The following is a 24745-nucleotide window of genomic DNA, read 5'->3' as shown; positions in this document are numbered from 1 at the left end:
ATTACATACAATCATGGGAGTAACAGCACTGAAACGCAAAGACCAAAAAAATAAAGCCCGGGCTAACAACAAAATTGCGCGCATCAAACAATTATTGCGTCGCCCGGACGTGAAAAACGTTGATGTAGAAGCCATCAAGGCGTCTTTTGCCGAAAAGAAAAGCCAGGCCGCAGCGTAAGTGAAAAGCGGTTTTCAGTGGGTAGTATCGCACTGTTTTCTGAAAACGGAGGATCATTCGATTGCCTCGTCACGCTCGACGGACGGGGTTTTCTTTTTTAAGCCGTTCCCGCAGCATCTTTTTCAGGTACCGGCGAATGGTTCGACGGTTTTCGATCTGCATCCGGAAAATAATGGCCTGACCAAACAGAGAAAGCCCGGCGTTGATAACCACCAGACTATAGGTTCCCAGCAAAAACCACCGGCTGAAGGACTCGCCGGTATGTTTCAGGTTGGCGGCTTCGCTGAAAACGCACAAGCCATAGCCAATCAGAATCAGACTGAAAGGAGCCAGCAGAAGCCATTTGGTGCGGGTACTCATCCGCTTGATGAGTCGCCGACCGGGCGGTTTAGAGGGAGCAACAGCCATCGTAAGTAAAACTACAAGTGATCAAAGCTCTAATTTAACAGACTAAATCTCATTTTATCTGTAAATCTGTTAATTATTGCGTATTCGGCCCCATCGCCGGTTGGGGTTCATCGATAACATCCGTGTTCCGGCGGTGTTTTTCCGTGGTATGAAACATCTCATCAGCTTTATCTTAAAAACCGTACCGCGCCCGGTTTTGCAGCGGGTCAGCCATTACGCCATGAAGGTGATGATGGTTTTCTACCGGGGTAACAACGTCGAGTGTACGGTTTGCAGCAAACACTTTCGGGAGTTTATGCCCTACGGCCGGAACATCCCGCGCCCGAACGCCCTGTGTCCGAATTGCTTAGCGCTGGAACGCCACCGGCTGATGAACCTTTACCTGCAACGAAAAACCAATTTCTACCGCGATCCCCTCAAGGTTCTGCACGTGGCACCCGAGCATTGCTTTATCGACCGGTTCGAGAAACTGCCGAATCTGGATTACATCACCGCCGACATCGAATCCCCGCTGGCGAAAATAAAAATGGACATCCACCAGATTCCATTTCCGGACAATACCTTCGATGTCGCCTTTTGTAACCATGTCATGGAACACGTCGAGGATGACGCCAAAGCCAGTAGTGAGCTGTATCGGGTGCTGAAACCGGGCGGCTGGGCCATCATTCAGTCACCGATCGACTATACCCGCGAAACCACCTTCGAAGACGCCACCATCACCGACCCGAAAGAACGGGAGCGGCTTTTCTGGCAAAGCGACCACGTCCGACTTTTTGGCCGCGATTATGCCCAACGGCTGGCCAAAGGCGGTTTTACCGTCGTGGAAGATCGCTTCGTGTTCGAACTCCCCAAAGAAGAAGTAAAGCGGTTTTCGCTGCCCGCCGGGGAAGTGATTTATCTCTGCAAAAAGTAAGTCGTTAGCATTCGACTGGATAAGGCCCTTCGGAAAAGGTTTTCGGGTGGTATTTCTTCGAGCCAACCTGCCGGGCCAGTGGGCTTCTCAGGTCTTCCCCCGCTTTCAGGCGTTCAATCAAATACCTAAAATCATACTTCGGTTGCCAACCCAGTTCTGTCCGGGCTTTTTCGTTCACGTACACCCGGTCAATTTCGGGGAACATCCACCAGCCCCGGCGCCCGTATTCTGCTTCATAGTCCGGAACCAATCGTCCAACTACTTGAGGGGCAGCAGAGCGTAAAGTAACTGTGTCATCCGGCAAAAAAGGTGTCGTTGCGCTGATGATGTAGGTACCAAAACCGAGGGCCGGTGCCCGTTCGGCCGCCAGCAGGTGCGCACTCACCACATCTTCCAGATCCACGCGCCGAAAGAGATATTCGTTGGCTTTTACATTGTCGTCTTCATAGGCATCCCGCACGCCCTTGTTGTCATCAATTTCGAGAAAAAACCGGGAGGTCCGCAGAACGATACAGGGCAACCGCTGATTTCGGTAAAAAAGCTGACAAAGATTTTCAGCGGCTGTCTTTGTAACGCCGTAAATGTTTTTGGGAACGGGCGTCACCTCCTCCGTAATCCAGGCTGCGGGTTCTCCGGCGGGTGGCACCAGTGCATCGCCAAAAACACTGGTGGTGCTGGTGAACACAAAACGCTCCACACCAGCGGCCACCGACTCCTGCAGCAGATTGAGCGTACCAGTGATGTTGGTGTCAATGAAATCCTGCAGGCTGTGGGTCGCGACGTGCGGTTTGTGGAGAGTTGCCGTATGAAAAACCGCCTTTACGTCCTCAAGACAACCTTGAACAAACGAACGGTCGGTAATTGAGCCGACGTGCGAAGTAAATGGAGAGTTTAGAATGTCGATACTGACGACTTCATCTCCCAAACGCTGGAACGTGCGCACCAGTGCCTCGCCCAGATGTCCCGCGCTTCCGGTAACTAAGACTTTCATAGGCCAAAAATAGGAATTACGATGGATATTCCATATTGGCACCGGTTTCCTGGTGGCCTTTGGGTTCTCGGAGTCGTTTCCAGCCTTCGCTCAAAAAACCGACGCCGTAACCAATGAGCTGCACGAAAGCCGCCCCAATGCTTAAAAAACCCACTTTTAGACTCTTCTCTTTTCGGACGGCGTCAGTGAAAATTAAAATGGAGAACAGAAGCAGAACCGCTATGGCCAGACCGAACAGAACCGGGTGGATGAAATACCAGACCGGCACCGAGAAGACGAATAGTGTAAACAAGGCGGGAAAGGTGTGCACCAGCCGGAGTTCCGACGGAAAAAACCGGGCAATGTTGATGCGGGCGCGGCCAAAAAACCGGAGTTGTCGGTAAAATTGACCGAAATTCGTCCGGCGTTTGTGATAAATAAACGCTTCTGGAAGCAGACCGGTTTTGAAGTCATTCTCAATAATCCGAATAGCAAATTCAATGTCCTCCCCCATCCGGCTGATTTTATAGCCACCGATTTTCTCGTAGACCAGCCGCGAAAAACCCATGTTGAAACTGCGCGGATGAAACTTGCCGCCCAGGTTCTTCTTGCTGCCCCGAATGCCGCCGGTCGTAAATGGCGAGGTCATGGAATAACTAATCGCCTTTTGAATGGGCGTAAAACTGGGATGCGCTGCGTCGGGACCGCCGTACGCATCGAGCCAATCGGTTTGCAACCGCTGTTCGACGGCGGCAAAATAATGCGGAGGTACCAGCGCATCGGAATCAAAAATCACAAAATAATCGCCCGTCGACCGCTCAAATCCGTGGTTTCGGGCGAACCCCTGCCCGCCGTTGGGCTTGAAATAATAGTGAATGTCCAGGTGGTTTTTGAATGACTCGACCACCGCATCGGCCCGGGTTACGGAACCGTCTTCCACTACCACGATTTCGTCAGGAACACGGGTTTGACGGCTCAGGCTTTCGAGCAGTTCGCGCAGTTCGTCCGGGCGATTGTAAACGGGAATGATGACGGAAAAACGCATCGAATGGGATTAAATAACTTCCTTCAATGCCTCTTCATTCGCCCAGATCACCTGATCGATCAACTCGTCCGTCAGGGCCACCGAGAGGAACAGGCTCTCAAACTGCGAGGGAGCCAGGTAAACACCCCGCTTCAGCATCGCCTGGAAATACCGCCCAAACAACGGCAAATCGCTGGTTTTGGCATCGACGAAATTAGAAACCGGCCGCTCCGTCATGAACAGCGTGTACATGGAGCTAAGGTGATTGATCGTAAAATCCAGCCCCAGTTTGACCATGCTGGCGCGAATGCCGTCGGTCAGCCGCGTTCCCAGTTCTTCCAGCCGCGTGTAGACTTCCGGATGTCCGTTCAAATGCCGCAACATCGCCAGCCCGGCCGACATGGCAATCGGATTTCCGGACAAGGTGCCGGCCTGATACACCGGCCCGGCGGGTGAAACGATGCTCATGATGTCGCGCCGTCCGCCATAAGCTCCCACAGGCATACCGCCCCCGATGATTTTCCCCATTGTGGTGAGATCGGGCCGGATGCCAAACCGCTCCTGCGCGCCCCCTTTGGCCAGCCGGAAACCGGTCATGACTTCGTCAAAAATCAGCAGAATATCATTTTTATCGCACAAATCCCGTAAGCCTTGCAGGAAACCGGGTTCAGGCAAAACACAGCCCATGTTGCCCACAACGGGTTCCAGGATGATGGCGGCAATTTGATTGGCGTTGGCGTCGATCAAGCGTTCTACGGCATACAGATCGTTGAATGGGGCCGTCAGCGTATCCAATGCCGTTGCCTTGGTGACACCAGGACTGTCGGGCGTTCCCATCGTGATGGCACCACTGCCAGCCGCAATCAGGAACGAATCGGCGTGGCCGTGGTAACAGCCTTCAAATTTGATCAGTTTATCACGACCGGTAAACCCGCGCGCCACCCGGATAGCCGCCATGGTGGCTTCGGTGCCGGAGTTGACCATCCGCACCATCTCGACCGACGGCACCATTTCGGTGATCAATTCGGCCATTTCCACTTCCTTGCGGGTGGGTGCGCCGAACGAAAACGAGTGCTGAATCGCTTCCCGAACGGCTTCTTCCACCGGCTCAAACGCATGGCCCAATACCATCGGCCCCCAGGAATTGATCAGCTCGATGTACCGGTTTCCGTCCTCATCAAAAAGATAAGGTCCTTTTGCGGATTTAATAAACACCGGGTTTCCACCTACGGCCCGGAACGCCCGAACCGGAGAATTCACCCCGCCCGGAATCAATGTTTTTGCTTTCTCGAAGAGTTGCTCGCTTTTTGTCATTTTTCAATGAGTGAATGAGTGAATGATAGAATGAGTGAATAAAAAAGGAAGGTTGCTTAGTTTTTATTCACTCATTCTATCATTCACTCATTCAAAATTATTTGATTAGTGTAAACCGTGTTCCGTCGTATTTTACGATGGGGACGACCTGGTTATCGTTGCTGGCGGTGTAATCGTAGCCGGAAAGCAGGTAGCCTTCTTCGGGGGTGGCTTTGAGTTGCGACCGGTTTGTAATCTGTCCGCGGGTTCGGGCCAGCATCCGGCCAAAAAACAGCAGCATATCGTACCCCTGGTATGCGTACATCGACGGAATCATATTGCGCTGATCCAGGTACAACTCCTCAAATTCGTCTGAACCGGGGCGTTCCGGATCGACAAACTCGGGATATACCAGGTACAAATCGCTTTTTGAAAAAGTCGACAGGGGATCCTTGTCAAAATTGAAAGCGGACGAAGTAGCAATCACCGGTACTTCTACTTTCCGTTGTGTGAGCAACCGGAGTAATTTGGCCCCCGTGCTTTCGTCGCTGCTCACCAGAAAAATGTGGCCGGGTTTGTTCGTTTCCGACAGCCGAATGGCTTCCAGATCACTGCTGCCTACTTTCCGAAAATCCTGCACGGTATACCCAATTCGTTTCAGTTCGTTCTGGTACAGTGCCGCCAGCGTCGAGTCTTTCCGGGTGTTCCCGTAATAAATAGCCGCTTTTTTCACCATCGACAAGGTTCGGGCAAAAGCCACGGTTTTCAGCGCCTGCTGGTTTAGCGACGCGTTTGCCAGAAAAGCCAGGGGTTGATTGACGACCAGTTCGCTGCTGGTTGAAATCGGATTAACGAGCAAAACGTTGTTCTGATTGGCAAATTCCGTGGCAATCCGGTTGGGTTCGGCATAGAGCGGGCCGATCAGCAAATCGTTTTGAATGAACCCCGGATTGTTGACCAGCGTCGTCATTTTGGTGCCATCATTATCCACATCGTAGGCAAACAGATTCACCGTAATGCCTTCCGACTGCAATTTCGTTTTCGCCAGCCGCATGCCATTGTACAAATCCAGCGCGTATTGGTTCGAACGGGCGCGTTCCTCCGGATTGATGTCGTTCAACCGAAACGGAAACAACACAGCTACGTTGTAATAGCCTTTGTTGCGGTTTTTCTCCGGTCTGGCAACCGTCGCCGTACTGGATGACGCTTCGGTCGTAACAGGTCGCGAAACACCCGGCACACCAAACCGGTTGGTTAGCCGATCCGACAGTTCGAGGTCGGCCGGGGCCGTTGATGTCCGCTGAATCTGATCGATCAGGGCCAGCGCCAGCTCGCGGTTGTTCGGAAATTCTTTCTGCATCAGTTTCAACCGGTTCAAATCGTTGATCTGGCTGAAATAATAGGTTTGCAGCTTGCTGACATCCGGTTTGAGGGCCGGATCGCCGATGCGGCTCAGGTTTTCGATGCCTTCTTCGTATTGCCCGTTTTCAAAAAAAGCCGCCCCCAGTAGGTAATAGGCATCGTCCATCTTTTTCCAATCCGGAAACCGGTCGATCAACTGTTTCAACATCAGCCGACTTTCCGAAAACCGCTTCAAATTAAAATCGGCCAGCGCGTGGTAATAGTGCGCGTAGGGCGCAATGCCACTGGTCCGGATCTCGGTCAGCGGCCTGAGTTCGGCTTTGGCCTTCACATAGTCCTTCTGCTGAATGAAGCGTACCGCATACTGGTAGCGTCGTTCAACGTGATCGGTTTGGGACATAGCCGCCTGTGCGGTCGTCCATAGAAGGACACAGAGGCTGAGTGACCTGAAACCGGTATGAAAAGCAAAGAACCTGTTCATGGGGCTGGATTAAGAAGCGTGGCACAAAACTAACAAAACCAACACAGACGTGTTGGTTTTGTTAGAAAGAAGACGGATTAGTGAATCATCTTTTTTATTTTTTCGGTCGTTTTTTGGCCTCTTCAGCCTGCTTTTTAGCTTCTTCGGCCTGTTGAAGCGAGCGTTGCAGCAAATCCTGAAACTTCGATTTTTTGACATCGCCCTTCGCAAACTTCTTCCGGTTTTCTTCCAGCACCGCCTTGATCTTGTCTTCGTCGACAAACTTGCGAATCAGCAATTGCTGGGCAATCGTCACGACGTTCGAAACAAAGTAATAGAAAGTCAGACCAGCCGGGAACGAATTCAGAACAAACATGAACATCAGCGGAAACACGTAGCTCATCGCTTTCATGTTGATCGGGCTGTTCGGCTGGGCGGGCGTCATCTGGTTGTTATAGTAGGCGTAGGCCAAACTCGACGCCGTCATGAAGATCGTAAACAGACTCAGGTGCGAGCCCATGAACGGAATCGTGAACGGGAATTTGATGAACGAATCGTAGGTCGACAAATCGTCCGACCACAGGAAGCCTTTTTGCCGCAGTTCGATCAGGTTCGGAAACAGGAAGAACAACGCCATCAAAACCGGCATCGTGGCCAGAACCGGAATACAGCCACTCAGCGGACTTACGCCCACCTGCTGATACAGCTTCATGGTTTCCTGCTGTTGCTTGGCCATGTCGTCGCCCACCTTCTCGCGAATCGCGTTCACTTCGGGGCCTAAGACCCGCATTTTCGCCATGCTAACGTACGAACGGTACGTCAACGGCGTCAGCAGCAGTTTCACGAACACCACCAGCGCGATGATCAGCAAACCGTAGTTGGAAATGAATTTCTCCAGAAAGCTAAACACCGGCACAAAAAAGTACTTGTTCACCGGTTTCAGAATGGCATAACCCAGATACACGTTCCGGTCGAATTCGGGGGCAACTTCTTCAAGCAACTGGTAATCGTTTGGGCCAAAATAGAAGCGGTAATTGCCTTTGCCAGCCTTCACATCGGCGATGGGAATCAGCACGTCGGCGATGGCGGTTTTGACCGTACTGGAATCCGCTTCGTTCACAATCGTTTTGAAAACCGGCTTTTTGAAGGGACTGCTCTCCGAAATAAAACCGGCCAGAAAATACTTGTGCTTGATGGTAAACCATTGCACCGGCTCTTCCAGCGTCGCTTCCTGGTTGGCGGCTCCTTCCGACAGACCATCGAAATTTTCGTCAGCCGACAAATAATTGATGGTTGCCGATTTGCGGTTTTCGGCCATATCGTTTTCAAACTGCCGCATTTTATCCTGCCACAGGAATCGGATATCGTTGTTGGTCAATAGCCTATCCAGGCCATTCAGCTTCAGATCGTAGTCGACCACGAAGCCTTTCGCCGGAATGGTGTAGGTCTGTTCAACGGATTCGGTGGGCGACAGGGCGAGTTTAAACGATATGGTTTGGGCGTTTCCCTGAACGGTTGTCCGGGGTGGCGTGGCCGTTTCGAAATACAATTTTTCGATGTTGACTTTCCCCCGGTTGGTGGGCAGTTCCAGCACCATTTCGCTGCTTTCTTCATTGAGCAGCACCAGCGGTTTCTGGTCGTACGTTTTGTAATTTTTCAGAAGAACTTCTTTAACGCGTCCTCCCTGGGTGCTAAAAGTAACCCGGATATCGGGGTTTTCGACGACTATATCCTGGCTCTGACCCGTTGCTGCGGCTGCAAAATCGCCGTACATCATCCGGGAGGCTGCCGAGTCGAGGGGTTGCTCCGCCTTCTTGGCGGCTTCCGGCGTGGGGGCAGTGGTGGCGGTTTCCTGTTGGGGTTTTGTGTCCGGAGCGGGCTTTGGCATTAACAACTGGTACCCCAGCAACATCCCCAGAATCAATACAATACCAATAATTTGATTACGATCCATTTTTTTTGTTTAAAGCATAAGGTTTAAAGCGTAACCCGAGCGCTTCAAGCTGCATCGGCGGCCCGGGTTACGCTCTAAACCTCACTCAAATTCTAGTAGTCCGCAAAAGTACGGAGAAGCAAAGGCTTAACCAACACTCGCCGTGGTCTCGACCAGGCGTTTCTCCTGAGAGTGGGTCATCGACGCCCGCACGAAATGCACGAACAACGGATGCGGGTCCATGACGGTGCTTCTCAATTCGGGGTGAAATTGCACGCCAACGAACCACGGATGGTTTTTCAGCTCCACAATTTCGACCAGTCCGGTTTCCGGGTTGATTCCGGTTGGCACCAGCCCGGCTTTCTCAAACTGGCTGATAAATTCATTGTTAAATTCGTACCGGTGGCGGTGCCGTTCGCTGATCGGCGACTTTCCGTAAATCTGGGAGGCCAGCGAATCTTTCTTGATTTTGCAGGGATAAGCGCCCAGCCGCATCGTACCGCCCTTGTTGGTCACCTTTTTCTGGCTCTCCATCATGTCGATAACCCGGTGCGATGCATTTGGGTTCATTTCCGACGAATGGGCGTCCGGCCACCCCAGAACGTTGCGCGCAAACTCGATGCAGGCACACTGCATACCGAGGCAAATGCCTAAAAACGGGATCCCATTTTCACGGGCGAAGCGGATGGCGTTGATCTTGCCTTCGATGCCGCGTTCGCCAAAACCGGGGGCTACCAGAATACCGTCGAGATCCCGAAGGCGGTCCGAGACCTGATCGAAATCGCCCAGGGTTTCGGACTGAATCCATTCGATATTGACCTTGCATTCGTTCTTGGCACCGGCGTGAATAAACGACTCGGCGATGGATTTGTAGGCGTCCCGAAGCTCGACATACTTGCCGACCAAACCGATCGTAACCGAATCAGTCGGATTTTTGAGGTGCCCCAGAAACTCCTTCCAGCTATCGAGGTCGGCGTCCTGATCGTTATACAGGTCAAGCATATACAAGGCCCGCTGGTCGAGCTTTTCTTTCCGCATCAGCAGCGGAACGTCATAAATCGTTTCGGCGTCGATGGCTTCGATCACCGAATTGACTTGAACGTTACAGAACAGCGCAATTTTCCGGCGAATGTCGGGCGGAAGCGGGTGTTCGGTGCGGCAGACGATGATGTCGGGCTGAACGCCATTTTCGAGCAGCATCCGAACGGAGTGCTGGGTCGGTTTGGTTTTCAGCTCACCCGCCGAGGCCAGGTACGGAATCAGCGTCAGGTGAATGACAAGCGTATCTTTTTCGCCCAGTTCAAACTTCAACTGCCGGACAGCCTCCACAAACGGCAGCGATTCGATGTCGCCCACACACCCACCGATTTCGGTAATGATGATGTCGTACTCGCCGGTTTCACCCAGCAGCCGGATGTTGCGTTTGATTTCGTCGGTAATGTGCGGCACGACCTGTACCGTCCGACCGAGGAAATCGCCCTTGCGTTCGCGGGTGATGACGTTGTTGTAGATTCGGCCCGTGGTGATGTTGTTGGCGCGTGACGTACGAATGTTCAGAAAACGTTCGTAGTGGCCCAGATCGAGATCGGTTTCCGCGCCGTCGTCGGTGACGTAGCATTCGCCGTGCTCGTATGGATTGAGCGTACCGGGGTCAATATTGATATAAGGATCAAACTTTTGAATCGTGACCGACAGGCCGCGAGACTGAAGCAATTTTGCAAGCGAAGAGGCAATAATGCCCTTGCCTAACGAAGAAGTTACACCGCCCGTAACGAAAATGTACTTAGCGGTTTTCTGACCGGATGAAGCCATGTCTGAAAACGAAATGTGGTTGTTACGGGATGTAAAGGTACGGAAAGTTACGGAGAAAAGGTGGGTAAGCGGGTGGAAAAGTTATGAACAGGTAGTAATCGATTGAGGGTCAGCCCGTGGTGCGCTCAGGCAACGGCGGCAACTTTGTTGTATTTATTGCGGTACTCGATGGGCGACAGGCCGGTAATTTTTTTAAAGATCGTCCGGAAGGCTTTGGTGTCGGAATAGCCCACGTCGTACATGATTTCATTGATGTTTTTCTGGCTGATTTCCAGGTTTTTCTTGGCCGCTTCGATTTTCACCCGCTGGATGTATTCGGCGACGGTATTGGAAGTGGCTTTCTTAAACCGCCGTTCCAGATTTCGCCGGCCCAGGGCGTGCATGTCGGCCAGTTGATCGATCGTGATTTTGTCCTGAAAATTCTTCTCGATAAACTCCTGGGCTTTCTTCACCGGCTCGTCTTCGTGTTCTTTCTGCCCCTGAAAAATCGTGAACGGCGACTGGGTTTCCCGGTCGATCTCAATGGCAAAGACTTTGGCCGACAGCACCGCAATGTCGCGACCCGCGTATTTTTCGATGAGGTACAAAATCAGATTCAGGTACGAAAACGCGCCCCCGCTCGAATAGATGCCCAGTTCGTCGGTAATGATCCGCTCGGTGACCAGGTTCACGTCGGGAAACAACTGCCGGAAATCGTTCGTCGCCAGCCAGTGTGTTGCACACTGGCGTCCTTTCAGCAAACCGGTGGATGCCAGCAAAAAGGCGCCCAGACACAGGCTGGCTACTTCCGAACCGCCCCGGTACTGGTCGGTAATCCAGGGAATGAACTCCCGGTTTTTTTCGATCGCCAGCCGCAGATCGCCATCCAGCGCCGGAATAACGATCAAATCTGTCCTCTGCACGTCGGCCAGAACGGCATCCGCATGGGCCGTAAAAGCACCGCCACTCAGGGGCGTTTCCTTCGTCAGACCGACCAGTTGCACCCGGAACAAAGGCGGTTGGCCCTTGGCGGCAAAAAACTGATTGACCTGGGTAAACAACTGGCGGGTGCCCTCCAGGCTACCTAAAATAGCCCCTTTGGGGACTAAAATCGATATATGCTTCATGCGTCAAAAATAAGGAAAGGGATTGTCGTAATCAACCCCTTTTATTGCCGCGTTTACCCCCTGCCGATCTCAAATCATTCCCGTACGTTTGTACTATACGCAAGGCAGGAAAACCGCACGAATCTAACCCCTCCAACGATGGCAACTTTTAATCCATATCTGAATTTTAACGGCAACACCGAAGAAGCGTTCACTTTTTACAAGTCGGTATTTGGGGGTGAATTTATAGCTCTCCAACGTTTTAAAGATACACCCGAAGGCAAAAAACTATCGGCTACGGAGGCCGAAAAAATCATGCACATTGCGTTACAGCTCGGACCCGGAACACTCCTGATGGCAACCGATGCCCTGGAATCAATGGGGCATATCGTAAGCATGGGAAGCAATTTCCATATTTCAATCAACGCCGAAAGCAAAGATGAAGCTGACACACTCTATAGCAAACTTTCGGCCGGCGGGGTCGCCGTGCTACCGATGAAAAAAGAATTCTGGGGGGACTATTTTGGTATGCTAACCGATCCTTTTGGCATCCAATGGATGGTAAGTTTTGATGAAAAACCGGCCGCCTGAACGGTTTCTGAACAGTAACAACAACCTTCCTCTTTTTAAAAACCAGCAGAGTCCGGTTTTAAGCCGGACTTTGTTCCACGTATTCAAGACGACCGACGGAAAGATGAGAAAGGTAAAATTACAGATGCAAATGACCCTCGATGGTTTTGTGGCCGGACCAACAGGCGAACAGGATTGGATGGTCTGGAATTGGGATACGGTACTGAATCAGTATGCTGCCGATCTCGCCAACTCCGCCGATACGATGCTGATTGGGCGCGTGACCTACGAGGGCATGGCGAACTACTGGCCCAATGCCGCTACCAACCCCGATGCCAATCCGGATGATCTGGCCTTTGCTCATCAAATGAACGAGATCGAAAAAGTGGTTTTTTCAACAACGCTGTCAACGGTTGAATGGAAAAACGCCAGGCTGACGCGAAAAAGCCCTGTCGAAGAAGTGGCCGAGTTGAAAACCCAGCCGGGCAAAGACCTGATCATTTACGGAGGAGCCAGCATCGTTTCGGCTTTTGTTAAACACAATCTGATTGACGAATATCATCTTTTTATTAATCCTGTCGCCCTGAAAACCGGCCTGCCGATCTGGCAGGAAATGGCCGACCGAATGACGCTGAGACTGGTAAAAACCACCGTAAGCAACGTCGGCATTGTGGTTCTTTGTTACCATTCTGAACCGGCCTGGTAGGCATTCAGCAGGATTATTGCTCCCTTCAGTGTGATTCCATCCGCAGGTGTTATGGTAGAAGTTTTTAAAACCAATGTGCGGGACACCCGGCATGCCAACCGGCTTCTTGATCTCATCCATCAAACGTTCACGCAGTATACCGCCAATTTTGACCTGGAAGATTGCGACAGGATTTTGCGCATCCACTCGTCAACGGGTCTGGTCGAACCGTGTTTCGTCATTTCACTGGTGCAGGATTTCGGGTTTTCAGCGGAGGTTTTGCCGGATGATGTTCCTCTTATCCAACCGGATTTTTTAGTTCGGGACACGCTTCGTACCAAAACGTACGAGTAAAATGGGGTGCCATTTTGTTTATGGGTATGGTACGAAGCCGTAACTCATCGCAGCCTCTCCATGCGCCACCTCGCTCTCTTTTTAAAAAACCGGCTCGGTCTGAAACTGGGCTTTTTTCTTGCCTTGTCGGCCTTCCTGTTCTTGGCGGGTTATCAGTCGAACGACGATAAAAACCGTACCTGGAGCCTCTACAAAGCCGACGCCGAAAGCACAAGTTATTCCGAACTGGATCAGATTACGGTCCACAACGTCAGCCAGTTGCAACTCGCCTGGACGTTTAACCCGAACGACGCCCAAGTCGGCGCGCGGCCCGGAAGCAGTGAGTGCAACCCCATCATTATTGACGGTGTTTTATACGCCACGTCGGCCCGGCACCGGGTTTATGCCGTTGATGCCGCCACCGGCAAGCAATTGTGGTCTTTCGATCCGTTCGATGGCGGGCTTGGCGGGGGCGTCAGCCGGGGCGTTACGTATTGGGAAGATGGCGCGGACAAACGGATTCTGGTAACGGGTGGCGATGTGCTGTTCGCGCTGGATGCCCGCACGGGAAAACCGGTTTCGGGCTTCGGAAAAAACGGGCAGGTGAGCATGAACGTCGGGTTGCGGGATGCCCCCGAAACCATCTCGGTCATACCAACATCGCCCGGAATCGTCTACCAGGATTTGCTGATCATGGGAGCCGAAGTGTCGGAGTTGTACGGGGCGCAACCCGGCTACATCCGGGCCTACAACATCCGGAACGGAAAACTCGAATGGACGTTTCATACCATTCCGCTACCCGGCGAACCCGGCTACGAAACCTGGCCGAAAGATGCCTATAAATACGCTGGTGGCGTCAACGACTGGGCGGGCATGAGCGTCGACACCCGGCGCGGCATGGTGTTTCTGGCCCTGGGCTCCCCTTCCTATGACTTTTACGGTGCCGACCGAAAAGGCAAAAATCTGTACGGGAACAGTGTGGTGGCCCTCGATGCCAAAACCGGCCAATACCGCTGGCATTTCCAAACCGTCCACCACGATCTGTGGGATTACGACCTGCCCGCCCCGCCCAATCTGGTCACGGTGGAACGCGATGGCCCCGACGGTCGGCCCCGAAAAATAGACGCCGTAGCGCAGGTGACCAAACACGGTTTTGTGTTCGTTTTCAACCGGGAAACCGGGGAACCGTTATTTCCCATTGAAGAACGGAAAGTACCGGTTTCTCACCTCCCTGGCGAAGAAGCCTGGCCCACGCAGCCTTTTCCGCTGAAACCCAAACCGTTTGCCCGACAACACATGACGGAAGCGGATTTAACCCGGTATTCGACAGCGGGGCATGATTCCATCGTTAAAAAATTCCGGTCGATGCGCTACGAAGGGCTCTTCACCCCACCGGACCTGAAAGGCACCTTGATGCTGCCCGGAACCCGGGGCGGTGCCGAATGGGGTGGTGCAGCCTATGACCCGGCCACGAGCGTGTTGTACGTCAAGTCGAACGATTCGCCGGAAATTCAGTCGATGCAAAAAGTCGATCTTGAAAAAGAAGCCAAAGACCAGACGGTTTTTGCCCAGGGCAAAACGCTTTACATGACGTATTGCGTGAGCTGCCACGGAAAAGACAAAAATGGCGACGAACCCACCTATCCATCGCTGATCGGCCTCCGAAACCGAATGACACGCGAGGCCGCGCTGGCTAAAATCAAACAGGGTGGCGGCAAAATGCCGGGGTTTGCCAGCGTGGTCAAAGGGAAGGAACAGAGCATCCTTGCTTTCCTGTTCGACCGGGAAAAGAACTCCGGTAAAGCCACCAAAATGGAAACCGGTCAGACCCTGGCGGGTGCCAATAAATACCTGAATCTGACGGCCTACGGCCATTTCCGGGATCCAAACGGACATCCGGCCATCAAACCGCCCTGGGGAACACTCAACGCCATTAATCTGAACACCGGCGATTACGTCTGGCAGATCCCGCTGGGAAATCATCCGGAATTACAGGAAAAAGGCGCGCCCGAAACCGGACTGGAAGGCTCCGCCGGTCCCATCGTCACCGCCGGTGGGCTGGTTTTTATCAGCGGAACCCGGGATCAGAAGCTGAAAGCCTTCGACAAATCGACGGGCAAACTGCTGTGGGAAACCTCGCTTCCGGGTGTTGCCAACGCAACCTCCTGTACGTATTTCAGTGGCAACCGACAATTTGTCGCACTCTCGGTTGGGGGAAGCAAAGAAAATCCTGCCGGTTCCATTCTGGCGTTTGCATTACCCAAATGAGCGAGCCTTAACCTTCTGAAAGTTATGATTATACTTGCTCAATTCGATTTCCCGACCAGTTTCCATTGATACACACTGCCAACCTTTTCAATGCCCCAATAATCGAATGAGCCGCTGGCCCGGTCGCCAAACGTGTCGAGATTCGTCGGGCCGGTTGCACCCACATACGCATTGGCCTGCGTCACAAACTGGCTTTCCAGGGCGTTGAGGTCGGACGGAACGCCATTGCTGGCTTCGATCGTTTTGGCAATAACCCACATCGCATCGTACACCGCAATGCCGAAGGCGTCGGCGTCGATACCGGTTTTGGTTTTTATCCGGGCAATCAGTGGCTCCCAGGCGGTTTTATACGCATCCGGCAAACCGAAGGTGGGCGTAAAAAACTGCGTGCTAATCGCAAAATCAGCGGCATCCGGATCGCCGATCAGGGCAGCACTCAGTGCCACGCCATCCCCACCATACCAGCGCACCGAACTCAGAACCGGGTCCGCAGCCGCCTGCTTGAACAGGGCGACACATTCGTCGAAGGAAGCCAGATAAACGCCGACTTTGTCAGCACCGTAAGTAGTGGTGAATGCGGTAATCTGGGCTTTGATCGCGGCAATTTCCGCCGTAAAATCGCTGATCGACGTGCCGTAGGGTGTTAGAGCCTGAACCGTGCCGCCCAAGGTGGAAAATGAAGAACCGGTCGATGTTTGCAATCCTTTGTTCCCGGCATCATCGCGGGCAATCGTCACCAGTCCGCGAATGCCCTGCTCATAGATGGTTTGGGCAATGGCGGCTCCCTCAATTTTGTCGGCCGGGCAAAACCGGAAAACCGGGTCGTCGGCAATGGCCAGACTTCCCGCCGTACTGCCCTGGCTGATCACGAGGCTGTTGCTGGCGCTGGTGAGGGGCAACAGGGCGGCCAGTTCGGCACTGGACTGTGGCCCGATAAAAAAACGGGTTCCGGAACCAGCCGCTGCGTTGAAAAAACCAACGGCTTTTTCGGCTTCGAGTTGGGTGTCGTAGCCCGTAACGCTGAGCCGGAAGCTGCTGCCTTTACCCGCAAAATAGCTATTGATGTCTTCCTCCGCAATTTCCATCGCGGCCTGGGTAGTGATTCCGAGGGATGACCAGTTTCCGGTCAGCGACGAAAGCCCGCTGATGTTGATGGTAACCGGTTGCAGGTGATCGTCAACCGAACACCCGGCGAAAAGAAATAAGATAAAAACAAATACGTAAACGGTCAGGTTTTTTAGGATGTTCATATGTGTTTAATTTTGCCGAAAATATACGACATATTACACTCATAATCACACCCAATACAGCAATAGATTTGTCTGGCAATCGACGACTTTCCTGTATCTGTTAAATCCTTTGATCAGCGGCACAATCAGTTTTTATCTTTCTGGTCCCCTCTCTCAACTCAGCCGATCCTTGAAGCTTTCATAACCGTATGTTTTCACCAGCCGGAAGGTTTCATCTTCCTGCCAGATGCCAATAGCGGGCAGATTTACGCCGTTGAACGTGCTCGTTTTCACCATCGTGTAGTGAATCATGTCATCGAAAATGACTTTTTCACCGATCTGGAGCGGTTCGTCAAAACTGTAATCGCCCATGAAGTCACCCGCCAGACAGGTCATACCGCCCAACCGGTAGGTTGGCTTGCCGGCAACGGGTTCGTGGTACGAATTCAGAATCCGGGGTTTATACGGCATTTCGAGCGTGTCGGGCATGTGGGCGGCAAAGGAAGTGTCGAGAATGGCCACCTGAATTCCCTGGCTATCAACCACATCCAGAACCGACGACACCAGAACCCCAGTCTGCCAGCCGATGGCCGAACCCGGTTCCAGAATGACTTCGACCTGGTATTTTTCCCGAAATGCTTTCAGCAACCCGATCAGGTGTTCGGTATTGTAGCCTTCCCGCGTCATCAGGTGTCCACCGCCCATGTTCACCCACCGCGCTTGGTGGAGCAGGTCACTAAACCGGCTTTCCAGCGCTTCGAGCGTGCGTTCGAGCGTGTAGGAGTCGTTTTCGCAAAGCGTATGAAAGTGAATCCCCTCCATCCCATCCGGCAGCCGGTCGCCCAGCAGATTCCGCGTTACGCCCAGCCGCGAACCGGGCACACAGGGATTGTACATATCCGTGGCGACTTCCGAATATTGTGGATTGACACGAATCCCACAGGAAACACCCGATGCGATTGCCCGGTTTTTAAAACGCTCCCACTGGCTCAGCGAGTTGAACGTGAGGTGACTGCTCCGTTCGAGAACTTCGTCAAATTCGTCGTCACGAATGGCCGGAATATAGGTGTGCGCCTGAACGCCCAGGTATTCGTTGACCAGCTTGACTTCGTTAAGTGAACTGGCCGTGGCGCCCGACAGGTATTGCCTCACCAATGGGAAAGCACTGTACATCGAGAAACCTTTGAGGGCCAGAATAATCTGTACGCCAGCCTGTTGCTGTACGCTATCGATCAGTTTTAAATTGTTGCGGAGTTTGGCCTCTTCCAGTACAAAACAGGGCGAGGGAATTTGGGAGTAGTCGATCATCAGTGATGGATACGCCAAGAAAAGGCGGTTTTTAATTACAAAAATAGAGAAAACGGCGGTTTTGTTCAGCATAAAAAATGCCCGCCAGTTTCGAACCGGCGGGCATGCTGTCAAGGGTGTGGCTATACTATTCCAGGGCAAACACCACGGGCAAGGTAAACCGAACCCGCACGGGCCGGCCCGATTGCTTGCCGGGCTGCCAGGGCGGCATCTTCTTCACGACCCGCAGGGCTTCTTCATCACAGCCAAAGCCGATGCCTTTTACGACGGAAACATCCACAATACTCCCATCCGTGTTCACCACAAATTGAAGATACACTTTTCCGGAAATGCTCGCCCGGGAAGCCGGGGGAGGATAACGCAGGTTTTTTTCCAGGAATTCCGCCATTTTTCGCATACCACCCGGAAACTGGGGGTCCTGCTCCACTTTCAAAAAAACTTCATCCGGTTTGCGTTCCACCTCAATCGATTTTTCCACCGGAGCCGGACCCGCCGTTTCCGTGGGCGCTTCGATCACATCCAGCGCGTTGGGGTCGCCCTCCTGGGTTTTATCACTCGACACCTTGTCTTCCAGATCCTCCACCGTCGGCACCGTTACGTCATCGGGGGCTTCGGTCACCACCTCCGGGGGTAGATTTCGCACCGTTGGCAGTTGCACGGGAATCTCCACTTTCGGCGGAATCACAATCGGCGGTTCTTCCTGCGGTAATGTTCTGATGTCTTCCAGCGTCACTTCTTTCATAAACTGATCCGGTGTCTCGGCCGGTTTCAGCCGGTTATAGAGCGTCGGTGTGGCCAAGGCGGCCCAAAACAAGGCAATCCCTAACCAGAGCGCCCGGTTGGCACTACGGTGATAAACCTGGCGCAAATCGTAGGCGCCATACAATTTGTTGCGGTTTTCAAACACGATGTCGTCGAGCGTTGCGACGTTTAGCTGTTCGGGTGTCATAGCCAAATCAATGTTAGTGACTAACACAAATATATATAAGAAAACTATATATACAAGTTAAGGATAATCATTTTTGTTTTCTTTCCCTTATCTTACCTTCCCATACCGCTCATTCCTGTGCCATGAAAGTCGAAGGATACCGATACCGGGCCTGTTTTTCACCTGCCCATTCCGTTGTGTTCTCTCTTTTTCTGCTGCTGTGCTTTTGCTCCATGCATTCGCTGGCCCAGCCCCGGGGTGTGGCCAGCTCGAAGCGGTTTCTGGATTCGTTGCAACGGGAAACGTTTCTGTATTTCTGGGAATTGGGCGACAATCCGAACGGGCTGATTCCCGACCGGTATCCATCGCCCTCGTTTGCGAGCATTGCCGCCACCGGCTTTGGGCTAACAGCTTACCTGGTGGGCGTCGAGCGGGGGTATGTGAGCCGCCACCAAGCCGCCGAACGAACGCTCCGAACCCTGCGCTTTTTTAATAACGCCCCCCAATCGACCAACGAAAAAACCGCTACCGGCTACCGCGGTTTTTTCTACCACTTTCTGGACATGAAAACCGGGCTGCGTTTCAAACAGGTGGAATTATCGAGCATCGATACGGCCCTGCTGCTGGCCGGGATGCTGAGCAGTCAAACGTATTTCAATAAAAATAATGTCGTAGAAAAGGAAATCCGGATGCTGGTCGACCGGATCTACCGCCGGGTCGACTGGACCTGGATGCAGGCCCGCAAACCGCTGGTGTCGATGGGCTGGCACCCCGAAAGCGGTTTTATCCAATCCGACTGGAAAGGCTACAATGAAGCGATGATCCTGTATGTGCTGGCCCTGGCATCACCCACCTATCCGATTGGGCCGGAAGCCTGGACGGCCTGGACGGCGACCTACGAATGGAAAGAATTTAAAGACTATGCCCACATCAATTTCGAACCGCTGTTCGGGCATCAGTATTCGCACATCTGGATTGATTTCAGAAGCATCAAAGACTCGTATATGCGTCAGCGGGGAATTGACTATTTTGAGAACAGCCACCGGGCCACGCTCGCCAACCGCGCTTATTGCATCGAAAATCCTGGAGGATTTGTCGGCTATGAAACCGACCTCTGGGGCCTGACCGCCAGCGACGGCCCGAAAGATACGCTGATCAACGGGCGGCAGTTTTTTTCCTACCGCGCCCGGGGTGCAGCCGCAACGCAAATTGTCGATGACGGGACGATTGCGCCCACGGCAGCCGGTGGGTCGATGCCATTTACACCGGAAGAAAGCATCCGGGCACTCCAGTTGATGAAATACCGCTATGGAAAAAAGATCTACGGTTCCTACGGTTTCAAGGACGCCTACAACCTCTCTTACCCAGGCCAGTGGTTCGACAAAGACTACCTCGGCATCGACAGCGGCCCGATTCTGCTCATGACCGAAAATTACCGCACCAACCAGATCTGGAACCTGATGATGCGCAACACCATCATTCGGCGGGGATTATTACGGGCCGGTTTTCGGGGGGGATGGCTTAAAGGATGATAAATAATGAATGATAGTTTTTCGTTTAGTGCATCAGATAATAGACCAGTACGCCGGCCAGATAGCCGAGGAGAGCATACCCGCTGATTCGCTTCAGGTACCAGATAAAATCAATTTTCAAAACCGCCATCGACGCAACGCCGGCGGCAGAACCAATAATCAGAATGCTGCCCCCTGTTCCGGCACAATAGGCCAGCAGGTTCCAGAAGGAATGATCGGGTGGAAATTCAGTCATGGGATACATCCCCATCGCAGCCGCCACCAGCGGAACATTGTCGACAATGGCCGACAACATGCCGATCAGAATATTGATGAAATAGATATTCCCAATCGATTGATCGAGGGTATTGGCCATCAGCCGCAGATGCCCGGAGGTGTCCAGCGCCCCTACTGCCAGCAGAATACCCAGGAAAAACAGAATACTCGGCGTATCGATCCGGTGTAGAATACTGGCAACCGACAACCCCTGCTTCTTTTCATCCTCCTTGCTCCGGTGCATGAACTCCGTCACGTACCACAACAACCCGACCGACAGCAACACACCCAGGTAGGGCGGGTAATGGGTTACGGTTTTGAAAAACGGAACTGACACCAATCCAACACCGCCCAGCACAAACAGGCTATTCCGCTCGAAGAGCGTGGTCATCATTTTTTCGCCGTATACTTTATCGGGCTGCGGCATGTCGGAATGGCCCCGGAAAAAATAGGTGGCCGCCAGCAGTGGAATCAGTAGGCTCACCACCGATGGAATGAACAGCGATTTCATGACGTTCAGCGTGGTAATTTGCCCACCAATCCAGAGCATAATCGTCGTTACATCGCCAATGGGCGACCAGGCTCCTCCGGCATTGGCCGCCAGAACCACAAAACCGCCCAGCAACCAGACGTCGTCGCGGTTCTTCACAATCCGGCGAATCAATGCGCACATGATGATGGTCGTGGTGAGGTTGTCAAGGCCCGACGACAGGAAGAACGACACCCAGGAGATAATCCAGAGAAGTTTAACGCGGTCGGTCGTGGCAATCCGGTCGGTAATGACCCGAAAGCCATCGTGTACGTCCACCAGTTCCACAATGGTCATGGCACCCAGCAGAAAAAACAGAATGCCGGCAATTTCGCCCAGGTGTTCAAACAGCGACTCGTCCAGTATTTTGTGCATCGCCGGTTCCGATATCGTTTCCCCGGCCGTGGCCTGGAAAGCCGGCATCTGATCAAATCCCATCAACAGAACCAGCCAGCAAAAAACGCCCGTCAACAGGGCCGAAGCCGCTTTGTCGATTTTGAGCGGGTGTTCGAGCGCAATCAGAATGTATCCGATGACAAAAACAGCAACGATCGCGATAGACATGAAATCCGTAGGGTTAGCTGCCAGCGATGTATTGCTCCAGATACTGAATGTGGTTGAGTTGCTCCTGCATAATGGCCGATACAATGTCACCGATGCTCAAAACGCCCACGACCCGGTTGTCGTCGACCACCGGCAAATGCCGAAACCGCTTTTCGGTGAAAATACGCATACAATCGTTGATGTTCATGTCCGACGAAACCGTAAACACCCGGGGCGTCATCACCTCCGAAATCGGCGTCGATTTGGCTTTCCGACCCTGCCGGATGCCTTTTCGGGCGTAGTCGCGTTCCGAAAATATACCCACCAGTTCATCGCCATCCATCACCACAACGGCTCCCACATTACGGTCGGCCATCACGTTCAGGGCATCGATCACCATTTCATCCGGACGGACGCTAAAAACACCAACCTGGTGTTTTAGTTGAAGTAGTTTTTTTACGGAAAGCATAGCAGAGGCACGTTTACGGTAAAAAATAGATAATGATCACATCATGAACTAATTAGCGAAAGTGAAAGAGAATATTAAGGTAAATATTTCTTTGTAAAACAAAAAAATATATTGAAAAAATATCAACATTTTTTGCCAGATCTTCTGTTATCTTTGATAAAAACAGAAACCGTATGGTCACAGTCATCCTCGCGGCTAGTTTACTGGTGCTGGTGGCATTTTTTATGTTTAGCCTCCGTCTTCTGTTCGTTCGCGGTGGCGAATTTCGGGGAACCTGCGCCGGAAATAATCCTATGCTTCGGGCCGATGGAGCTGCCTGTGGTGTGTGTGGACGCAAGCCCGGCGAAGCCTGTGCCCAAACCGACGAAAATACGGCACCAGCGACTGTTGCCAATCCGTAAGGCTTACTTGCCAAATCCCTCTGTTGCCACTACGGTGAGTTTTCCCCCGGCTCCGTAAGAGATGCCAAAGAGTTCCATACCCTGCGCCCGGGCAATCGGAACGGCTTTCTCAAGCCCCATCACTAAAAAGGCGGTCGCGTAGGCGTCAGCCGTCATGCAGTCGTCGGCAATCACCGATACACTCAGCAATTGATGTGTAATCGGATAGCCGGTTCGCGGGTCGATGGCGTGGCTGAATTTCTTCCCGTTGCGGACCACAAATTTCCGGTAACTGCCTGAGGTGGCTAAAGACCGGCCACTGAGCGGCACAACGGTCTGTAATATACGCTCGTGAGTGTCATCTTCCACGGGCTTGTCGATGCCGACCTGCCAGGGTTCTCCGGTCGGGTTCGTTCCCTTCGCCCGCACCTCGCCCCCAATTTCCACCAGGTAATTGGCTACGCGGTATTTCTCCAGAAAACCGGCGACGAGATCCACCGTGTAGCCTTGGGCCAGGGCATTGAAATCGAGAGCCATGTTGGGGTGGTCTTTTTTCAGCACTCCGTTCAGCAGGTGCATTTTTCGGTAACCGACTCCCTGCCGCAAACTGTCGATGAGCCGGGGGCCGGGCGGAGGCTGGCCTTTTTTGTAACTAAAGCCCCAGGCATTTACCAACGGACCAACCGTTACATCAAAGGCTCCGCCGGTCTGCTCTGCAATTTGCCGCGCCCGCTCATAAACGGTTGTAAAATGCCCGTCGACCCGCAAATTTGGCTCGTTCCGGTTGATGCGGCTAATCAGCGATGTGCTGTCCCAGAGCGACATACTCCGGTCGATCAGCCGAAACAGACTGTCGACCGGTTTGGTAAAATCCGCTTTCCCCTCCCCGGCATACACAATCCGGAAGGTAGTTCCCTGCGCCTGACCTTCCAGCGTCGTGTAGGGTTGCCGGGCGGGCTGACAGGCCACGATTCCCCAGCAGAGACTCCAGTACCGCAGCGTTCGCAGAAACAGGTTCATCACGGTTTAGCTTCCAAAATCGTCAAAGGCGATGTTGCTTTTCGGAACGCCGAGGTCGTCGAGCATTTTCTGCACGGCCGACAGCATCATCGGTGGCCCGCAGAGGTAATATTCGATGTCTTCCGGTTCGGGATGGTTGCGCAGGTAATGATCCAGAACCACCTGGTGAATAAACCCGACGTGGCCCTGCCAGTTGTCTTCGGGCAGCGGTTCCGAGAGGGCGATTTCAAACTTGAAATTGGGGTATTCCTGTTCGATCTTCCTGAAATCCTCCTCGTAAAAGATCTCCCGTTTGCTGCGGGCACCATACCAGTACGAGACTTTCCGGGTCGTATGCTGCGTCTGAAACAGGTGGAAAATATGCGACCGCAACGGGGCCATACCGGCTCCTCCCCCAATGTACATCATTTCGCGCTCCGTCGGTTTAACGTGAAACTCTCCAAACGGCCCGCTGATGGTAACCTTGTCGCCGGGTTTTCGCGAAAAAACGTAGGACGAACACAGCCCCGGATTTACCGCTTTGAAGGCTTTCCGGTCCCGATCCCAGGGCGGAGTGGCCAGGCGAATGTTGAGCATGATGATGTTGCCTTCTGCCGGATGGTTGGCCATCGAATAGGCCCTGAAAACCGGTTCGTCAACGGTTGTTTTCAGGTTCCAGATATTAAACCGGTCGTAGTCGTCGCGAAACTGGTCGGGAATGCGGTACAAGTCGCGGCTAAAATCAATCAGGGATTCCGGTACATCGACCTGAATGTAGTCGCCCGACCGGAATTTCAGACTTTCGCCCGCTGGCAGCGCAACCACAAATTCCTTGATATAAGTCGACACGTTGTCGTTTGAGACCACGGTGCATTCCCATTTTTTGACGCCAAACACTTCGTCGGGCACCTGAATTTCCATGTCATCCTTCACTTTGACCTGGCAGGCCAGCCGCACCCTGTCCAGCACCTGCCGCCGGTTGAGGTGGTTGGTTTCGGTGGGCAGCACCTCCCCTCCGCCCGCATACACCTGACACTTGCACATGGCACAGGTGCCCCCGCCCCCGCAGGCCGAAGCCAGGAAAATATTCTGAGCCGCCAGCGTAGCCAGCAGCGACGATCCGGGTTTGACCACAACCGGGTTTTCGTGGTTGCCATTGATCACCAGCGCCACATCTTTTTGCGGCAGCAACCGGTCTTTGGCGGTCAGAATCAGAAAGGCCAGCAGCAGAATGATGACGATAAAAACGGCAACACTGGCAGTCAATACGGGCAGCATG

The 24745-nt window shown here is 52.9% G+C and carries 23 protein-coding genes; 8 read left to right on the top strand and 15 right to left on the bottom strand.

From position 1 onward, the window contains the following. Window positions 1-13 precede the first annotated feature (13 nt). The gene (locus tag DUE52_RS32305) at window positions 14-178 is read left to right on the top strand and encodes a hypothetical protein (RefSeq protein ID WP_165840860.1); all 165 of its coding nucleotides are present in this window, start codon (window positions 14-16) and stop codon (window positions 176-178) included. Between the two features lie 69 nt (window positions 179-247). Here DUE52_RS32305 and DUE52_RS04205 read toward each other — a convergent pair whose 3' ends face one another. Then, window positions 248-586 carry a hypothetical protein gene (locus tag DUE52_RS04205; protein ID WP_171062771.1) on the bottom strand — a complete coding sequence of 113 codons (339 nt, stop codon included), beginning with the start codon at window positions 584-586 and terminating at the stop codon, window positions 248-250. A 148-nt stretch (window positions 587-734) separates the two neighbouring features. Between DUE52_RS04205 and DUE52_RS04200 the strand changes: the two genes are divergently transcribed. Next, window positions 735-1499 carry a methyltransferase domain-containing protein gene (locus DUE52_RS04200; RefSeq protein WP_114404924.1) on the top strand — a complete coding sequence of 255 codons (765 nt, stop codon included), beginning with the start codon at window positions 735-737 and terminating at the stop codon, window positions 1497-1499. A 4-nt stretch (window positions 1500-1503) separates the two neighbouring features. Here the strand turns inward: DUE52_RS04200 and DUE52_RS04195 are convergent, their stop codons facing one another. The 7 genes from DUE52_RS04195 to DUE52_RS04165 form a co-directional block, all read right to left on the bottom strand. Next, window positions 1504-2490 (bottom strand): NAD-dependent epimerase/dehydratase family protein, encoded by a 987-nt coding sequence (locus DUE52_RS04195; protein ID WP_114404720.1) that lies wholly within the window; start codon window positions 2488-2490, stop codon window positions 1504-1506. 16 nt (window positions 2491-2506) lie between these two features. Further along, window positions 2507-3514 carry a glycosyltransferase family 2 protein gene (locus DUE52_RS04190; protein ID WP_114404719.1) on the bottom strand — a complete coding sequence of 336 codons (1008 nt, stop codon included), beginning with the start codon at window positions 3512-3514 and terminating at the stop codon, window positions 2507-2509. Window positions 3515-3523: 9 nt separating this feature from the next. Beyond that, window positions 3524-4807 carry a glutamate-1-semialdehyde 2,1-aminomutase gene (hemL, locus tag DUE52_RS04185; RefSeq protein WP_114404718.1) on the bottom strand — a complete coding sequence of 428 codons (1284 nt, stop codon included), beginning with the start codon at window positions 4805-4807 and terminating at the stop codon, window positions 3524-3526. 97 nt (window positions 4808-4904) lie between these two features. Then, the gene (locus DUE52_RS04180; protein WP_114404717.1) at window positions 4905-6629 is read right to left on the bottom strand and encodes an ABC transporter substrate-binding protein; all 1725 of its coding nucleotides are present in this window, start codon (window positions 6627-6629) and stop codon (window positions 4905-4907) included. 94 nt (window positions 6630-6723) lie between these two features. Next, window positions 6724-8562, bottom strand: a complete 1839-nt coding sequence (gene yidC, locus DUE52_RS04175) for a membrane protein insertase YidC (protein ID WP_114404716.1) — start codon at window positions 8560-8562, stop codon at window positions 6724-6726. A gap of 126 nt (window positions 8563-8688) precedes the next feature. After that, window positions 8689-10353, bottom strand: coding sequence for a CTP synthase (gene pyrG, locus DUE52_RS04170; RefSeq protein ID WP_114404715.1), 1665 nt, complete (start codon window positions 10351-10353; stop codon window positions 8689-8691). A 125-nt stretch (window positions 10354-10478) separates the two neighbouring features. After that, a complete protein-coding gene (locus tag DUE52_RS04165; RefSeq protein ID WP_114404714.1) occupies window positions 10479-11459 on the bottom strand; it encodes a GlxA family transcriptional regulator in 981 nt (326 codons plus the stop codon). A 138-nt stretch (window positions 11460-11597) separates the two neighbouring features. Between DUE52_RS04165 and DUE52_RS04160 the strand changes: the two genes are divergently transcribed. The 4 genes from DUE52_RS04160 (at window position 11598) to DUE52_RS04145 (ending at window position 15294) form a co-directional block, all read left to right on the top strand. Next, window positions 11598-12029: a VOC family protein gene (locus tag DUE52_RS04160; RefSeq protein ID WP_114404713.1), complete on the top strand. Its 432-nt coding sequence runs from the start codon at window positions 11598-11600 to the stop codon at window positions 12027-12029. 103 nt (window positions 12030-12132) lie between these two features. After that, entirely contained in the window at window positions 12133-12714 is a 582-nt protein-coding gene (locus tag DUE52_RS04155) for a dihydrofolate reductase family protein (protein ID WP_165840859.1), read from the top strand. Between the two features lie 51 nt (window positions 12715-12765). After that, window positions 12766-13047: a hypothetical protein gene (locus DUE52_RS04150; RefSeq protein WP_114404711.1), complete on the top strand. Its 282-nt coding sequence runs from the start codon at window positions 12766-12768 to the stop codon at window positions 13045-13047. Window positions 13048-13107: 60 nt separating this feature from the next. Then, window positions 13108-15294 carry an outer membrane protein assembly factor BamB family protein gene (locus tag DUE52_RS04145; RefSeq protein WP_114404710.1) on the top strand — a complete coding sequence of 729 codons (2187 nt, stop codon included), beginning with the start codon at window positions 13108-13110 and terminating at the stop codon, window positions 15292-15294. A gap of 38 nt (window positions 15295-15332) precedes the next feature. On the opposite strand, the gene DUE52_RS04140 is transcribed toward DUE52_RS04145, so the two are convergent. The 3 genes from DUE52_RS04140 to DUE52_RS04130 form a co-directional block, all read right to left on the bottom strand. Continuing rightward, the gene (locus DUE52_RS04140; protein ID WP_114404709.1) at window positions 15333-16544 is read right to left on the bottom strand and encodes an ABC transporter substrate-binding protein; all 1212 of its coding nucleotides are present in this window, start codon (window positions 16542-16544) and stop codon (window positions 15333-15335) included. Between the two features lie 153 nt (window positions 16545-16697). Then, the gene (gene nspC, locus DUE52_RS04135) at window positions 16698-17831 is read right to left on the bottom strand and encodes a carboxynorspermidine decarboxylase (protein ID WP_114404923.1); all 1134 of its coding nucleotides are present in this window, start codon (window positions 17829-17831) and stop codon (window positions 16698-16700) included. Between the two features lie 127 nt (window positions 17832-17958). Continuing rightward, entirely contained in the window at window positions 17959-18780 is an 822-nt protein-coding gene (locus DUE52_RS04130; RefSeq protein WP_114404708.1) for an energy transducer TonB, read from the bottom strand. A gap of 122 nt (window positions 18781-18902) precedes the next feature. Between DUE52_RS04130 and DUE52_RS04125 the strand changes: the two genes are divergently transcribed. Beyond that, the gene (locus DUE52_RS04125) at window positions 18903-20291 is read left to right on the top strand and encodes a glucoamylase family protein (RefSeq protein WP_229312058.1); all 1389 of its coding nucleotides are present in this window, start codon (window positions 18903-18905) and stop codon (window positions 20289-20291) included. Window positions 20292-20316: 25 nt separating this feature from the next. Here the strand turns inward: DUE52_RS04125 and nhaD are convergent, their stop codons facing one another. Both nhaD and DUE52_RS04115 read right to left on the bottom strand, forming a co-directional pair. Continuing rightward, window positions 20317-21639 (bottom strand): sodium:proton antiporter NhaD, encoded by a 1323-nt coding sequence (gene nhaD, locus DUE52_RS04120; protein WP_114404707.1) that lies wholly within the window; start codon window positions 21637-21639, stop codon window positions 20317-20319. 13 nt (window positions 21640-21652) lie between these two features. Continuing rightward, window positions 21653-22087 carry a CBS domain-containing protein gene (locus tag DUE52_RS04115; RefSeq protein WP_114404706.1) on the bottom strand — a complete coding sequence of 145 codons (435 nt, stop codon included), beginning with the start codon at window positions 22085-22087 and terminating at the stop codon, window positions 21653-21655. 173 nt (window positions 22088-22260) lie between these two features. Between DUE52_RS04115 and DUE52_RS04110 the strand changes: the two genes are divergently transcribed. Next, a complete protein-coding gene (locus DUE52_RS04110) occupies window positions 22261-22488 on the top strand; it encodes a hypothetical protein (protein ID WP_114404705.1) in 228 nt (75 codons plus the stop codon). Window positions 22489-22491: 3 nt separating this feature from the next. Here DUE52_RS04110 and DUE52_RS04105 read toward each other — a convergent pair whose 3' ends face one another. Beyond that, window positions 22492-23487, bottom strand: coding sequence for an FAD:protein FMN transferase (locus tag DUE52_RS04105; RefSeq protein WP_114404704.1), 996 nt, complete (start codon window positions 23485-23487; stop codon window positions 22492-22494). Between the two features lie 6 nt (window positions 23488-23493). Next, a complete protein-coding gene (gene nqrF / locus DUE52_RS04100) occupies window positions 23494-24744 on the bottom strand; it encodes an NADH:ubiquinone reductase (Na(+)-transporting) subunit F (RefSeq protein WP_114404703.1) in 1251 nt (416 codons plus the stop codon). Window position 24745: the final 1 nt, after the last annotated feature.

It is taken from the genome of Larkinella punicea (assembly GCF_003334855.1).
GTDB lineage: Bacteria > Bacteroidota > Bacteroidia > Cytophagales > Spirosomataceae > Larkinella > Larkinella punicea.
Note: the sequence above shows the minus strand (reverse complement) of the source record. Positions and strands in the feature narration are given on the sequence as shown.